The sequence below is a fragment of the Clostridium aquiflavi genome (genome assembly GCF_031344075.1).
Lineage (GTDB): Bacteria > Bacillota > Clostridia > Clostridiales > Clostridiaceae > Clostridium > Clostridium aquiflavi.
The window spans coordinates 1-14,390 of record NZ_JAVJAN010000055.1 but is presented as its reverse complement, the minus strand read 5'-3'; the positions used below and the strand labels follow the sequence as shown (position 1 = coordinate 14,390).

Sequence of the window (14,390 nt, the reverse complement as noted above, 5' to 3'; positions counted from 1 at the left end):
AGTGTTGTTAAGTGAGAGTCGGAATTTTATATTTCGCTCCTCGAACTTACTCAGCGACTATCAGAAGTCGAGTTTCCTTTTTTTACATTTTGTCCACTTTGCTTATGCATATATCAACACTTTGCTAAAACATAACTTTAATTTTTTGTTATATTAAAGCTAATATCAACCATCTCAACTATGTATGCTAATTCTGAGTCCGGAATAGAAATCCCAAATATCTCTTCAACTAATTCAAAATTGTTTTTTATAATATTAAAAAGTTTATTCTTACTATTTTTTATTGTTAAAAATTTTTTATATGGTAAAGACTCATTTCTTATAACTCGTTCTATCATACAAGAACAATGAAATAAAAATTTTATATACAAGCTATCATCAATTTTATTACCACAATCTGTAGCTATTTTTTCTAAAACTTGATTTAATATTTCTGATGCTTTTTCAACATTTAAGAATGTAAGTGCCTCATCTAATAACTTTATAATATGTTTTTTCCAATTTATATTTTCATAATTATTTCCTATTTCCAAATTTCTTGAATCTATATTTTCTGTGTTTACTTTTACTCTACCCCCAATTAATGAGCTAACATTCTCTATATTATTCACTAATATATCCATATTTATATTTGAAGTCATAGCTTTTCTTGCTGCTTCAATAACCATAGGTGTACTAACCATTTTTATAGTTCTTGTTTCTATTCCTGTTTTTTCCGTAATCACATCTCCAAATGTTGCTAAAGATCCCATATCAACTAGTAGTAAAACTCCACTTCCTTTATTTATTTTACTAACTGTATTTATAGCTTTCTTTAAAGTGACCTCAACTTTTTCTTCTAATGGCATATCTAATGCATGTATACAATCATATCCTAAAAGCGTCTTTGCAACATCAACCATATTAGTTGCAGTTCCATGACCATGCGCAATTACTAAAACTTGAATATTTCCATGTTCTTTTTTAGTATTTACAGAACGCAAGAACATAGTTATAAATGCTAATTCATCATTAGGTATTTTAACAAAAAATTTTTCTTCTATTTTAGATTTTATTAATGTTGCAAGATTGTATTCTTGTTTATAATTTTTATAATTATCTTCAGATTTAGGGTATATAACTATGTTTCCTATTCTTAATCGTTCCAAAAGAGTTTCTATATGTAATGCCAAACTATACATTAATTTAGTATCTATATTCTTAATACAGTCATGTGAATCTTCTACAAATGATTCTTTAATAATCTCAACAATCTCTGGTGTTACTATTTTGGATAATACTTCTTTATCAAGTTCTAAGTCTTCAGATTTTTCTATAGATGCTGTATTATTAAATCTATATTGGATTTGATTAACTATATTTTCCCTAATCTGTTTTATAGATAATCCGTCTACATAAAACTTCTGAGCTTTTTGTAGCATTAAATCATAAAAATCTCCTTCAGTATTATAGTTGTCATACAATAATAATCCATTTAAATTGTCGTCTGATTCTTCGCTTGAACCATTAAATATTATAGATTCAAAATCATTTAAATCAAAATATTTAATTAGTTCTTGTCTTTTATCTTCAATTGTAAATAAACCTTCTTTAAATCTTTGAGAAATTTGAGATAACTTTACATATACATATTCATATTCTTCTGTAATATATTCAACAAATGCATTAGCACAAATAAGTTGAATATCATTCTTTAACTGACCGATATTACCAGGACATTTATAAAGTAGTAATACTTTTAATACTTCTTTAGATACTTTTAATGGAGCCTTAATTTTTACAGATTCATTTTTAAAAAATTGGCAAATAAGCTCCATTCGTTCCTTTAGTGAACGTTTACTTAAACTAGGCAGCTTAATTGTTACAGGAATTCTTCTTAAAAATGTTCCTAAAATAGCTGATTTAGGATTTTCTGTTGTTGCTGCTATAAATAATATGTTGGCTTTTCTTGCATTCTCAGATTCTCCTAATCTCCTATAGCTTCCCCTATCCATTAATGAAAATAGCATTTCCTGTCCTTCCGGAGATAGACGATGTACCTCATCTAAAAATAATATTCCACCATTAGCTTGATCTACCAATCCTTTTTTTTCACAACTTGCACCAGTAAATGCTCCTTTTACATGTCCAAATAAATGTGAAAGTAAAAGCTGAGAATTTTCTGCATAATCTGCACAATTAAATATAATATATGGAGAATCCTTCGTAAGTTTTCCTGATTCTATTGCATATATATACATAGCTTCAGCAAATGTAGTTTTCCCAACACCTGTAGGTCCGATTAATAAAGTATGTAATCCATTAGGTGGATATAATATTGTTGCTTTTGCTTGCTTAATTTGTGATTTTAATGAATCTTCACTACCAATTATGCTTTTAAAAATAGTTTTTTTATATTTAGGTAGTTTTTCTTTTTCTAATTCTCTAATATCTTTTATATTTTTAAACTCTTCATCTTTTTTCAAACTTATTTCATTTGTTAATATTTTACTTAATGAACTATATTGGGCTATTACTGATTCTTTTATAGTTATACCAAATTTTAGTTCTAAATAAATCTTATCTAGATATAACACTGGTTTGCCCTGAATTTTAACTGCCAGTTCTTCATTTACAAGACAATTTAATTCTTTACTCACATTATTTCTAGATATATTTAATTCTTTAGCTATGTAACTAGCTTCAAATCCTATTTTTTCTTCTAACGTTTCACTAAAATTTATAGTTTTAGTAAGATCTTTTAACTTTTTATATACCCGTTCTTTTCTACTAAATTTATCTTTTGGTTTATAATCATCAAACACTGAAACATCTCCTTTTTTATAAATTAGATATGTTTTAAATAAAAGAATCTTTAGCTAAAGTAAAAATTTAATTTATTATATAATAAAAGACACTTTCCTTAGTTTATATGCTATTACTATAGAAAGTGTCTCTGTATGCTTTAAAAGGATAGATTCACTCTATCCTTTTTTTTAATTAAGATTTAGACTTATAATCAAAGATTTATTGACTTTCTTCATATCACAATCAGTCATATGTCCAATTTTTTCCTTTAATCTTCGTTTATCTAAAGTCCTTATTTGTTCTAATAATACAACTGAATCCCTATTTAAACCATACTCCTCTGAAGATATTTCAACATGAGTAGGTAGTTTAGCCTTGTTTATTTGTGATGTTATTGCTGCTACAATAACAGTAGGACTATATCTATTTCCTATATCGTTTTGTATTATAATAACGGGACGTATTCCGCCTTGTTCAGATCCTATAACAGGACTTAAATCAGCATAAAATATATCTCCTCTTTTTACTACCATAGTTGCCATTTCAAATAATCACTCTCCGCAAAGCCATATCTCATATTCATTAATATCACTTAATAGCTTTTCAACCCCATCTCTAGAAAGTTCCAAATTTAATTCTGCCATATCTTGATAACCCTTTATCATTGAGTATTCAAAATCGACTAAACTCATATCTTCAATCGTATCATCAATATATAATATTATTGAGTCGCTCATAAATTCACTCTTTTTTTTATTTGTACAAAATATATCGTAATTTTTTTTATTATCCTTAAAATGTGACATAATTTCTCCTCCATAGTAGTAAAAATCCTATGTATATATCTATTATATTGCAAATTATGTCAATTTGTCAAAAGAATTGTCCTTTTTTTGTTATATATTTTTTATTAAACTAAGAGTTTTATTTATTTATATTATTTGTAACAATTATTTACTTAAAACGTATGTATCTTTATGATACTTTCTATAAAATAATTTTAAGCTAATGTTATTTTGATATTAATATGGCTTAATTTTATTTAATTCCAATGTTTTTTACTTATTTAATTCTTAGGAAGAACATTAACTACAAAGATAATATAAAAATTTCAATTTTTATGTGGTTTCCATTCTTCCTTATCATCATAGGTTATCTTAAAAAACATATATTGATTAAAACAACTCATCACTTAAATTCTTTTCAATTTTAAAATCTTTATAAGTTATAATAACTCTTTCAATTCCGTTAATATCAAATATTTTTAATAATATAGGTGACTTTGTTTTTTTATCTATATAAAATTTTCCTTTTTCAAAATGTTTATTATTCATATCATACTTCAAATCAATTTCCAGGTAGTTTCCATCACCCCATTCTTTAACGTTTTCTTTTATTTCACCTAACATCTTATTAGATAAAATATTGTTTATTGATGCTAGTGGATAAATAACGTCCATATTCCCATCAAGTTTAAATTCATCACCTTGATAGTCCTTAACTTGTATTTCTCCGCTGTTATATACTTTTATTGTTTTGTTATCTTGTCCAAATTCAATTCTCAATCCTTTATTATCGCTATAATATTGTGTAGTTAATTCTTTAATTTCACCTCTTGAATTTTTAAATATATATTCTACGCCTGTACTATATTCTTTTATGTTCTTAACATAATTTAAAATGTCTTCATTAGTCGGAAGTAAAATATGTCTAAATAAAACTATCAATAGAATAGTGATAATTGGTATAAGTAATAAAGTAGATAAAAGCATTTTACTTTTAATTGTCTTTTTTTTCTTTTCCATTAATCCTCCAAAGCTTTATTAATACTTTATTACTATTATGAAAAGTTTTTTTATTTTATTCTTAATTAATTAAGAATGTTATTAATTTTTGTTGGTAAATTATTAATAATATCTCTTGCATTAACTATAAAAGAGTTTTGCGAAATTTCATCAGCCAATTTTCCATGTATATAAGTTCCTAAAACAGTTGCTTCTTCAATGTTTACTCCTTGAGATATTAGTCCAGTTATTATTCCTGTTAAGGCATCACCCATTCCACCTGATGCCATTTTGCTATTACCCGTTTCATTTATGTAAGTTTTATTATGAACACAAATTACTGTCTTATAACCCTTTAACAATAAATTTATTCTGTAATCCTTAAAAAATTTCTTTACTACGCTAATTCTATCATCTTCAACTTCACTAATTTTTATATCTAAAAATCTAGCTAATTCTCCTGGATGTGGTGTCATAATTGCTCTATTTTCTAAATATTTTAGTAATGACTTATTTTTTGACAATAATGTTATTGCGTCTGCATCAATGATTATTGGACAAGTTGTTTGCTTTACAACCTTTTCAAATAGTTGTTTCTCTTTTTCTCCAGTTCCAAGTCCTGGTCCAATGGCAATGACTTGAGCTCCTTTTAATAGCTCATTTAATTTTTCATCTTCTGTATTTAAAGTCATAGCCTCTATCAATTTATTAGATAATATAGGTTGTATTTCTTTAGGACAAACTAAAGTTACTAATCCAGCACCACTTCTAACTGTACATTCAGTAGTTATAAATGCTGCCCCTGTAAACCCACTGCTACCTGCAATTATAATTGCTCTACCATAGTTTCCTTTATGTCCATAAATATTTCTTTTTGGGATTAACTTTTTATATTCAGGATCATCTAATATACAAATTCCATCATTATTTTGTTTTTTAATTTTTTGGGGAATACCTATATTTACAACTTTAATATTTCCTAAATATTCAATTGCTTTATAACTTAAGAATCCTTTTTTTATAACTTCAAATGTATACGTATAATTTGCTCTTATTGAAATTCCTTTTGGTACTCCCTCATCACAATCTAAGCCAGATGGAACATCTACTGATACAATTATATTTGAGTTAACATTAATTTCATCTATAATAGTTTTAAACAAACCTTTAAGATCCCTATTTAATCCAATACCAAAAATAGCATCAACTACGACATCAAATTTTTTAATATCGTTAACTAAATTAATATCTATATCTTCTTCTGATCTTATCTTTTTAATTTCTATGTTCTCTAGATTGGTTAATATTTTTAGATTTAATTTAAAATCATCACTATAATTTTCATTAACTCCAACAATATAAACTTTTACCTTCTTACCATTATTGAATAAATGTCTAGAAATCGCTAAACCATCTCCACCATTATTTCCTTGACCACATATTACAAGAAAACTATCACCCATATTATATATTTCCTTATATATTGATATAGCTGCATTTTCCATTAAAACAATACTAGGAATTCCTATTTCATTAATTGTTAGCTCATCAATTAGTTTACATTTTTTAGAAGACATAATTTCCATGTTATATCACCTCTATTATTGCATATGCTATAGCGTCAGTATTACTATGAGATATACTTATAAAAATATTATAATTATCTAAATTAAACATTTTATATAATTTATCACTTAAATTCACTATTGGCTTTCCTAGTTCATCTCTTAATACCTCTATATCCTTCAATCCAAATCCTCTAAAACCGCTACCTAATGCTTTACTTACAGCTTCTTTTGCTGCAAAATTTCCTGATATAGTATTAGCATTAAATCTTCTTAATTTAAAGTATTCAATCTCTTTTTGCGTAAAAAATCTATTTATAAAATTTGGATTACTTTCAATAGCTTTTTTTATTCTTTCAATTTCTATTATATCTGTTCCAATTCCTCTTATCAAAATATTACCCCTTTCTCAGAAAGTTACTTTATTTAGTATATACTAAATAAAGTATTTAAGTAATATTTAACAATTAATTTGCAACTTCCTTTGAAGTAAAATTGTCAAATTCACATACATGCTCGTCTACATACTCACCAATAATGTCTATAAGATGTAGTGGTGAAACTCTGTTTTCATATAATTTAGTAAGTAAAGCTTTAACATTGTGTCTATTTATAGAAATTAAATTTACTGAATCCTTTTCATAAAATACCTCATTAGTGGTATTTGAGTTTTGGCTTTGTACTTCTATGCCATATCCTGTTATTCCTTTATACAGTGATTTGGTTAACCTATATTTATACTCAAAATTGTTTTCAGTATCTATAGATGTATATTCTTCTATAATATCCATATAATTACTCAACCCCTTTTAAATTTGTAACACATGTTAATATTATCACATTAACCTTTTATAAAATGTCAAAGCATGTCCCGATAATTAGTTATTTATATATTTTTTATTGACAATAAATTTTCAAACTTGCTATTTATCACCGTATAAATAAATATATTTAAAATTAAATTTAAAGTATTTGTCGAATATTAATCTAATTGCAATAATCTAATTTTAATTTTAATATATATCTTATATTTATATATGTTTATACATTATTATAGAATAAAAATAAACCACCTTAAATAGCCTAAATCTATTTTAAGATGGTTTATTTTTTCCCATTTTAACCCCATAAATTTCATTGTAACCATAATTGAAAATTGAAAACTGAAAACTTTTTAGTTATCGTTTACATTATTTATTATATCACATTTATTTATTAATTCAATATTTGGTATATTATTTCTTAAATTTTTCTAATATTTTAAAACTTTATAAATAAAATAAAGTCCTAAAGAATAAAAATAACTCCGTCAAGTAGGTTTTACAACAGTATTTTTTACTGTATCTACTTAACAGAGTTCACTTCAATTTTATTCACTTGCAGAAAATTAAAATTATATATTATTTTAATTTTCTGCAATAACTTTTTCCGGCCTTTTGTTTCCTAAGAACTTAAAGTCTTCACCAACAACTTCTGCTATGTATTTCTTATTTCCGTCTTTATCTTCATAACTTCCAGTTCTTAATCTACCACTTAAACTTATACTATCGCCCTTTTTCATATAGCGACATATAACTTCTGCTTTTTTGCCCCATACTACTATGGGAATTAAATCAGCTTTTCTAGTACCATCTAAACTTTTAAATGGTCTATCTACAGCTATTATAAATTTACTGTATGTTTTACTATCTTTTTCAGTATACATAAGTTCAGGGTCCTTTATAAAATTTCCTACTAATACTATTTTATTCATTATATTACACCTCCTGAATATTTCTTTATTGATTCTATCCAGTTAATGTAATTATATTCAGTAAAATACAATATTCTTATAATTGGTTTTTAAATTCATCTAACACACAATTTATTTCTACTCCTAAAATAAATAAAATTGAAACTAAAAACAACCAAGTCATCAATATAAAAACAGCTCCAAGACTCCCATAAAATCTAGAAAAATTCCTAAAATTATCTATATAAAAAGAAAATCCATAAGATGTTATTATCCATCCTATTGTACTAAATATAGATCCTGGTATTACTTCTCTCCATTTTAATCTTTTTGACGGAGTAAATCTATATATTGACGCAAATATAAATATCATCATAATCACAACAAAAGCATATCTACATATATTCCATAAAATCATAATTATTTTTGTAAAAGGAATCATTTTTACCAAATAACTTCCTATTACATTTCCAAATACAAGCATAGACAATGATAATATTATAATTACTGCCAATGCTACTACACTAAGCATAGAAATTATTAGTCTTTTTATAAATGATCTCTTTTCTTTAAAACCATAAGCTTTATTAACACCTTTAATTACAGCTCTAAAACCTGATGATGAAGTCCATAAAGCTAATAAAATTGAGATTCCTAATAAACCTGTATATTGTTTATCAAAAACCTCAACTATTATAGATGAAGTTAATTCAAATACCGCTTCTGGAACTATAGCTTTTATTCCATTTAATACTTGTATAGAATCCATATTACTAAATCCTATTAACGTTATTAAGAAAATAATAAATGGAAAGAATGATAAAAGTAAATAATATGCTAATTGAGATGCTAATGCAAAAATATCATCATTTTTTACTTTTACAATCAAGTGTAATAATAATCTTAATTTTTCTCTTAAACTCATCTTCGTATGACTCATTAAATCACCATTTCCTATCTTTAGATATTATCATCTCATTTAATTCTTATATAAAATTATATTTATACCACATTCCCTTTATCCCTTTAAATGAATTAATTATGATAACAAGCCATAAACAGATTTCATAATTTCCTACAAAGCTTACTAATTAAAATATTTAAAATCTTTACCCATTAAACATTATATCTCTATTCTCATATTTTATAGATAAAATTTATAAAATATTCATAATATAAAAATAAAGTTTATTTTAAATAAATATTCATGTTTTCAATAAAATTATAGGACTTAATGCTTACTCAGCATTAAATCCTATAATAAACTAAACTTTAAATATTTTTGCTATGTTTTAGAACAATATTGACATTTTCTCAAAACATAGATTAGTATCTAAATCAATATAATTCTATAATTTATAAATCTTATCTCTATTGTTAACTACATTCTTAGTTGCATTTCTTGTATCATAAACAACTTTAGCCTTACTTACTATATCTTCATAATCATAACAGCTATGGTTAGTTGTTACTATAACAATATCGCTGTCATCAATTACTTCTTTCCAATCTACAGAATTATATACTTTATTCTTATATTTGGAAACTTCACAATATGGATCATTTACAATAACATCTGCTCCATTTTTTTCCAAAAGTTCAATAACTTTAAATGCTGGTGATTCTCTATAATCATCGATATCATTCTTATATGCAACTCCTAATACCAGAACTTTTGATCCATTAAGTGCTTTTTTATGTTTGTTTAATATTTTCATTACATTATCTAATACAAATTCAGGCATTGAATCATTTATTTCTCCTGAAGTTTCTATTAATCTTGTATGATAATCATATTCCTTTGCTTTCCATTCTAAGTAAAATGGGTCAAGCGGTATACAGTGTCCTCCAAGACCTGGACCTGGATAAAATGGCATAAATCCATATGGTTTAGTTTTAGCTGCATCTATAACTTCCCATACATCAATTCCCATTCTGTTACATAGTATAGCCATTTCATTAGCTAATCCAATGTTAATATTTCTAAATGTATTTTCTAATATTTTTTCCATTTCAGCTACTGCTGGTGATGAAACAGTATGTATTTCACCTTCTAAAATATTTCTATATAATGCTGCTGCAACTTCTGTACAATCTGCACTACATCCTCCAACAACCTTAGGTGTATTCTTAGTGTTAAAGTTTTTATTACCTGGGTCAACTCTTTCTGGTGAGAATGCTAAGAAAAAGTCTTCTCCACATTTTAATCCACTTTCTTCTAATATAGGTTTAAGAACTTCTTCTGTTGTTCCTGGATAAGTAGTACTTTCAAGTACTATTAACATACCTTTATGCATATATTGTGCAACACTTTTAGTTGATTCTACTACATATGATAAATCTGGTTGCTTATATAAATCAAGTGGTGTAGGTACACATATACAAATAGTATCTACATTTTTTACAAAGCTAAAATCTGTAGTAGCTCTTAGTATTTTATCATCAACTAACATTTTTAACTTTTCATCTACTACATCACCTATGTAATTACTACCTTCATTCACCATTTTAACTTTTTGGTCTTGAACATCAAATCCAATAGTTTCATATCCTGCACTTGCTTTTTCTACAGCTAATGGTAAACCAACATATCCTAATCCAACTACGCCTACTTTAGCAGTTCTATTATTTATTTTTTCTAATAATTGTTGCTTTAATCCTGACATCTATTTTATACCTCCTAAATCTACACACTCAACTTTTTCATCAGATTTTAGATATTCTTCATTACAACTTTCACAAATTGCTTTGTTATTTTTAAAATCTAACTTTGAGCCACATTTACATACATATCCTTTAACTATTGCTGGATTTCCAACAACTAAAGCATAATCTGGTATATTTTTAGTAACTACAGCTCCTGCTCCAATCAAAGCATACTTTCCTATGTTATGACCACATACTATTGTTACATTTGCTCCAATTGATGAACCTTTTCCTATAATAGTCTTTTTATATTCACTTTTTCTTTCTATAAAACTTCTAGGATTTATTACATTAGTAAATACACAAGATGGTCCTAAGAATACATCATCTTCACAAATAACGCCAGTATACACAGATACATTATTTTGTATTTTAACTCCATTACCTAGTTTTACTCCAGGAGATATAACTACATTTTGACCTATATTACATTTTTCACCCATTATAGAATTACTCATAATATGAGAAAAATGCCATATTTTTGTTCCTTCTCCTATTTCAACATTATCATCTATATAACTGGACTCATGTACAAAATACTTCTTATCCATAAATTATACCTCTCTATTCCTTTATAGAATCAATTATATATCTTATTTGCTCTTCTGTTAATTCTGGATAAACAGGAATTGCAAATGTTCTATGTGAAAGATATTCTGCAACTGGCATATCCCCTTCTTTATATCCAAGATCTTGATATACTTTTTGTAAATGTAATGGAACTGGATAATATACCCCTGCTGCCACACCTTTATCTTTAAGTTTATTCAACATTTTTTCTCTATCTTCTGTTTGTAATACATATTGATGATATACTGATTCATTTTCTTGTCTAACACTTGGTGTAACGACTTTTGAATCTTTAAAGTTTTCATCATATATTTTTGCTATTTCTTTTCTCTTTGAATTCCATTTATCTAAATGAGGCAATTTCACCTTTAATATTGCTGCTTGAATAGCATCTAATCTAGAGTTATATCCTATTAAATAATTGTAGTACTTTAATGGATTATATACTGTATCATCCCCAGTATTAGATCTATCTATATCTTCATTTATATTATTTAATAAATTATATGCTTTTTGTCCTGTTTCTCCACTTCCATGAGTTCTTAATGCTCTAGCTATAGTTGCTATATTATCATCAGATGTTACTATCATACCACCATCACCAGCACATGAAAGGTTCTTTGTTGGGAAGAATGAAAAACAAGCTATGTCACTTAATGCCCCTATCATTTTTCCTTTATATTTAGCCCCAACTGCTTGACAAGCATCTTCAATAACTTTTAAGTTATATTTTTTAGCTATTTTATTTATTTCATCCATATCAGCACTTTGTCCAAAGATATGAACAGGTATAATTGCTTTTGTTTTTTCAGTAATTTTTTCTTCTATTTTGCTTGGATCTATATTAAAAGTATCTTTTTCTGCATCTACAAAAACTGGCTTTGCTCCTACAGCAGATATACATTCAGCTGAAGCAAAGTAAGTAAATGTCGAAGTTATTACTTCATCACCTGCTCCAATTCCTAAAGATTTTAATGCAATAACTAATGCATCTGTTCCATTTCCTACTGAAATAGCATGCTTAACGCCTATATAATCTGCAAAATCCTTTTCAAAATCAGATACATTTTTTCCCATAATATAATTTGCAGAAGATAATACTTCCTTAGTTACTCTATCTAAATCTTCAGAAATAGACTTATATTGAGCTTTTAAATCAATTAATGGAATATTCATTTTCCTCGCTCCTTTGATTTTACTTATATTACCAATTTATTGTTTTGATAATTCATTTCTACTAAATTATAACAAATATTTAAATTCTAAATATTAATTATTTATAAAAATTATTTTATCTCATTAAATTAGTTATCATAAAGCTACTTCTTTTGATAAACTAACATGAATATTTTAACATACTTAAATAGATAAATAAACTTTTTATTTTATATGAACAAAAAACAAAAAGTGTATACTAATACTACTTTAAAATAACATATATAAGAGTATTTTTTGTATAAATATAATAAAATATTACAAAACTTATTATATTTCTTTAAAAAACACTTACTCAAATAAATTATAATTTATTTGAGTAAGTGTTTAATTAATCTCTTCATACTCTTATTCCTCTTATTTAATTAAGGCACATTCAAATATTTTACTTGTTATTTATTTTCATATGCCTAATCTGCATGATATTCATTTACTATTTTTTGCACTAATTTCTTAATTACACTTGCTTCTGCTATTAATGATAAAACTAATAGAAAGACTGTTATTCTTTCTTCTTCTGATTCTTTTAAATTTAAGCATTTAACTCTTTCTTTTAATTTTTTTTCATTTTCTAAGGATGCTTTTAAATATTCATCTAAACTTTCATCTTGTATTTCTGAAAATATTTTATAAGCATCTTGCCAACAAATTATATCATCATCTCGTTCATTTATTTCGTTAAATGCTAAACTAAAGACTTTTTTTATTTCATCAGTAGTTAGCACTGGTCTCATATAACTTAATAATACAAGCTGAACTAAATGTATTTTAGTGTATCCTCGTTTTTTACCATCTTCTGGTTTTGTGATAACTTCACTTTTTATATAATTTTGAACTATGTTATTAGTGAATTTTTCATCCATAAATTTATCATTTAAGTAGTCTATAACTTGAGATAAAAATAAATCATACTTTGGTAGATCTTCACATGAAACTAAACTATTTTCAGATATTTTTTCAACTATTTCTTTTATATAAGACGACTCCATATGATTATTCATATAATATCCCACACTTTCTTAGTATATTTAAATAAATTATATAGTAAAAATAAACTTATTACAAGTTATTTTTACCATTATAATAATCTGAATATGTTTTTATTATATATGATAATTCAAAAATTTAGTATATAAATTATAATTTCTATTTTTTAATTGTTTTATATTTTCTGTTTTATTTATAATTGTTTTAAATTATTATATGGAAAAATAATATTTTTTGTCTGTTTAAGACAATATGCATTGTTTTTTTATATATTTTTAAATTTTTTTGTGTTTTTTAATATTTATATGACAAATTGGTAATTATCCATATTTTCTAATTTTTACTAATTGTTTTTACTTTTTTTATTTTAATATAGGCTTATCCCATTTAACCTCAGTAGTAATGCAATTTTTTATATTAAAATCATCTTATATTGTATAGTAAAAAATTCTAAAAATTCTATTGACATTTCTAAAATATGGTAGTATATTTTATATATAATGTTTATTAAAGTTGAAATTTGTAACTTATTATACAAAAAACATAAAATATATATTGACTTTATATTACATACTTGGTAATATGTCAGAGTAGAATGTCGAACATTGTAATTAGGAGGAATTTTTATGAAATCAACAGGTGTAGTTAGAAGAGTAGATGAATTAGGTAGAATTGTTATTCCAATAGAATTAAGAAGAACTTTAGATATTGCTGAAAAAGACGCTTTAGAAATTTATGTAGACGGTGAACAAATAATCCTTAAAAAATATGAACCAGCTTGTATATTCTGCGGAGATGCAAGAGACGTTATAAACTATAAAGGAAAAAATGTTTGTACTAATTGTTTAGATGAAATAAAAAACAATAGATAATATCTATTAATTATACTTAATAACAATATTAGCACCTCTAAAATTTTAGAGGTGCTGTTTATTTTATATTTAGCTCTGTTTTAAATGCGTGTTGATATATGCAATAGGTAAAGTGGCATTGTAATTGGACTTTGAGAATTCTTAATGAGTATTGTCATATTTATTGCTTGTC

The 14,390-nt window shown here is 25.4% G+C and carries 14 protein-coding genes; 1 reads left to right on the top strand and 13 read right to left on the bottom strand.

What is annotated here, in order from left to right; genetic code table 11:
* Positions 1 to 137: 137 nt before the first annotated feature.
* The 13 genes from RGC78_RS14900 to RGC78_RS14840 all read right to left on the bottom strand — a co-directional run bounded on the left by RGC78_RS14900 (position 138) and on the right by RGC78_RS14840 (position 13,360).
* Positions 138 to 2,804 carry a sigma-54-dependent transcriptional regulator gene (locus RGC78_RS14900; RefSeq protein WP_309556895.1) on the bottom strand — a complete coding sequence of 889 codons (2,667 nt, stop codon included), beginning with the start codon at positions 2,802 to 2,804 and terminating at the stop codon, positions 138 to 140.
* A 171-nt stretch (positions 2,805 to 2,975) separates the two neighbouring features.
* The gene (locus RGC78_RS14895; RefSeq protein WP_286673916.1) at positions 2,976 to 3,329 is read right to left on the bottom strand and encodes a type II toxin-antitoxin system PemK/MazF family toxin; all 354 of its coding nucleotides are present in this window, start codon (positions 3,327 to 3,329) and stop codon (positions 2,976 to 2,978) included.
* A 9-nt stretch (positions 3,330 to 3,338) separates the two neighbouring features.
* Positions 3,339 to 3,593, bottom strand: coding sequence for a hypothetical protein (locus RGC78_RS14890; protein WP_252211617.1), 255 nt, complete (start codon positions 3,591 to 3,593; stop codon positions 3,339 to 3,341).
* Between the two features lie 369 nt (positions 3,594 to 3,962).
* Positions 3,963 to 4,592 carry a germination lipoprotein GerS-related protein gene (locus RGC78_RS14885; protein ID WP_252211616.1) on the bottom strand — a complete coding sequence of 210 codons (630 nt, stop codon included), beginning with the start codon at positions 4,590 to 4,592 and terminating at the stop codon, positions 3,963 to 3,965.
* 65 nt (positions 4,593 to 4,657) lie between these two features.
* Positions 4,658 to 6,157, bottom strand: a complete 1,500-nt coding sequence (locus RGC78_RS14880) for an NAD(P)H-hydrate dehydratase (RefSeq protein ID WP_252223973.1) — start codon at positions 6,155 to 6,157, stop codon at positions 4,658 to 4,660.
* A 1-nt stretch (position 6,158) separates the two neighbouring features.
* Positions 6,159 to 6,530 carry a holo-ACP synthase gene (acpS, locus tag RGC78_RS14875; protein ID WP_252211614.1) on the bottom strand — a complete coding sequence of 124 codons (372 nt, stop codon included), beginning with the start codon at positions 6,528 to 6,530 and terminating at the stop codon, positions 6,159 to 6,161.
* 73 nt (positions 6,531 to 6,603) lie between these two features.
* Entirely contained in the window at positions 6,604 to 6,927 is a 324-nt protein-coding gene (locus tag RGC78_RS14870) for a DUF6514 family protein (protein ID WP_252211613.1), read from the bottom strand.
* Positions 6,928 to 7,541: 614 nt separating this feature from the next.
* Positions 7,542 to 7,889: a single-stranded DNA-binding protein gene (locus RGC78_RS14865; protein ID WP_252211612.1), complete on the bottom strand. Its 348-nt coding sequence runs from the start codon at positions 7,887 to 7,889 to the stop codon at positions 7,542 to 7,544.
* Between the two features lie 76 nt (positions 7,890 to 7,965).
* Positions 7,966 to 8,808: a YihY/virulence factor BrkB family protein gene (locus tag RGC78_RS14860; protein WP_252211611.1), complete on the bottom strand. Its 843-nt coding sequence runs from the start codon at positions 8,806 to 8,808 to the stop codon at positions 7,966 to 7,968.
* A 409-nt stretch (positions 8,809 to 9,217) separates the two neighbouring features.
* The gene (locus RGC78_RS14855; protein WP_252211610.1) at positions 9,218 to 10,534 is read right to left on the bottom strand and encodes a nucleotide sugar dehydrogenase; all 1,317 of its coding nucleotides are present in this window, start codon (positions 10,532 to 10,534) and stop codon (positions 9,218 to 9,220) included.
* Positions 10,535 to 11,125, bottom strand: a complete 591-nt coding sequence (locus RGC78_RS14850) for an acyltransferase (protein ID WP_252211609.1) — start codon at positions 11,123 to 11,125, stop codon at positions 10,535 to 10,537.
* A gap of 13 nt (positions 11,126 to 11,138) precedes the next feature.
* Entirely contained in the window at positions 11,139 to 12,320 is a 1,182-nt protein-coding gene (locus RGC78_RS14845) for a DegT/DnrJ/EryC1/StrS family aminotransferase (protein ID WP_252223963.1), read from the bottom strand.
* 449 nt (positions 12,321 to 12,769) lie between these two features.
* Positions 12,770 to 13,360 carry a DUF1836 domain-containing protein gene (locus RGC78_RS14840; RefSeq protein WP_252211607.1) on the bottom strand — a complete coding sequence of 197 codons (591 nt, stop codon included), beginning with the start codon at positions 13,358 to 13,360 and terminating at the stop codon, positions 12,770 to 12,772.
* A 612-nt stretch (positions 13,361 to 13,972) separates the two neighbouring features.
* On the opposite strand from RGC78_RS14840, the gene RGC78_RS14835 reads away from it, so the two are divergent.
* A complete protein-coding gene (locus RGC78_RS14835) occupies positions 13,973 to 14,218 on the top strand; it encodes an AbrB/MazE/SpoVT family DNA-binding domain-containing protein (RefSeq protein ID WP_003369321.1) in 246 nt (81 codons plus the stop codon).
* Positions 14,219 to 14,390 lie beyond the last annotated feature (172 nt).

Coding starts and splice junctions, on each gene's coding strand:
- RGC78_RS14895 (WP_286673916.1), bottom strand. CDS start 3,329: ATGGCAACTATGGTAGTAAAAAGAGGAGATATATTTTATGCTGATTTA.
- RGC78_RS14890 (WP_252211617.1), bottom strand. CDS start 3,593: ATGTCACATTTTAAGGATAATAAAAAAAATTACGATATATTTTGTACA.
- RGC78_RS14885 (WP_252211616.1), bottom strand. CDS start 4,592: ATGGAAAAGAAAAAAAAGACAATTAAAAGTAAAATGCTTTTATCTACT.
- RGC78_RS14880 (WP_252223973.1), bottom strand. CDS start 6,157: ATGGAAATTATGTCTTCTAAAAAATGTAAACTAATTGATGAGCTAACA.
- RGC78_RS14870 (WP_252211613.1), bottom strand. CDS start 6,927: ATGGATATTATAGAAGAATATACATCTATAGATACTGAAAACAATTTT.
- RGC78_RS14865 (WP_252211612.1), bottom strand. CDS start 7,889: ATGAATAAAATAGTATTAGTAGGAAATTTTATAAAGGACCCTGAACTT.
- RGC78_RS14860 (WP_252211611.1), bottom strand. CDS start 8,808: ATGAGTCATACGAAGATGAGTTTAAGAGAAAAATTAAGATTATTATTA.
- RGC78_RS14855 (WP_252211610.1), bottom strand. CDS start 10,534: ATGTCAGGATTAAAGCAACAATTATTAGAAAAAATAAATAATAGAACT.
- RGC78_RS14850 (WP_252211609.1), bottom strand. CDS start 11,125: ATGGATAAGAAGTATTTTGTACATGAGTCCAGTTATATAGATGATAAT.
- RGC78_RS14845 (WP_252223963.1), bottom strand. CDS start 12,320: ATGAATATTCCATTAATTGATTTAAAAGCTCAATATAAGTCTATTTCT.
- RGC78_RS14840 (WP_252211607.1), bottom strand. CDS start 13,360: ATGAATAATCATATGGAGTCGTCTTATATAAAAGAAATAGTTGAAAAA.
- RGC78_RS14835 (WP_003369321.1), top strand. CDS start 13,973: ATGAAATCAACAGGTGTAGTTAGAAGAGTAGATGAATTAGGTAGAATT.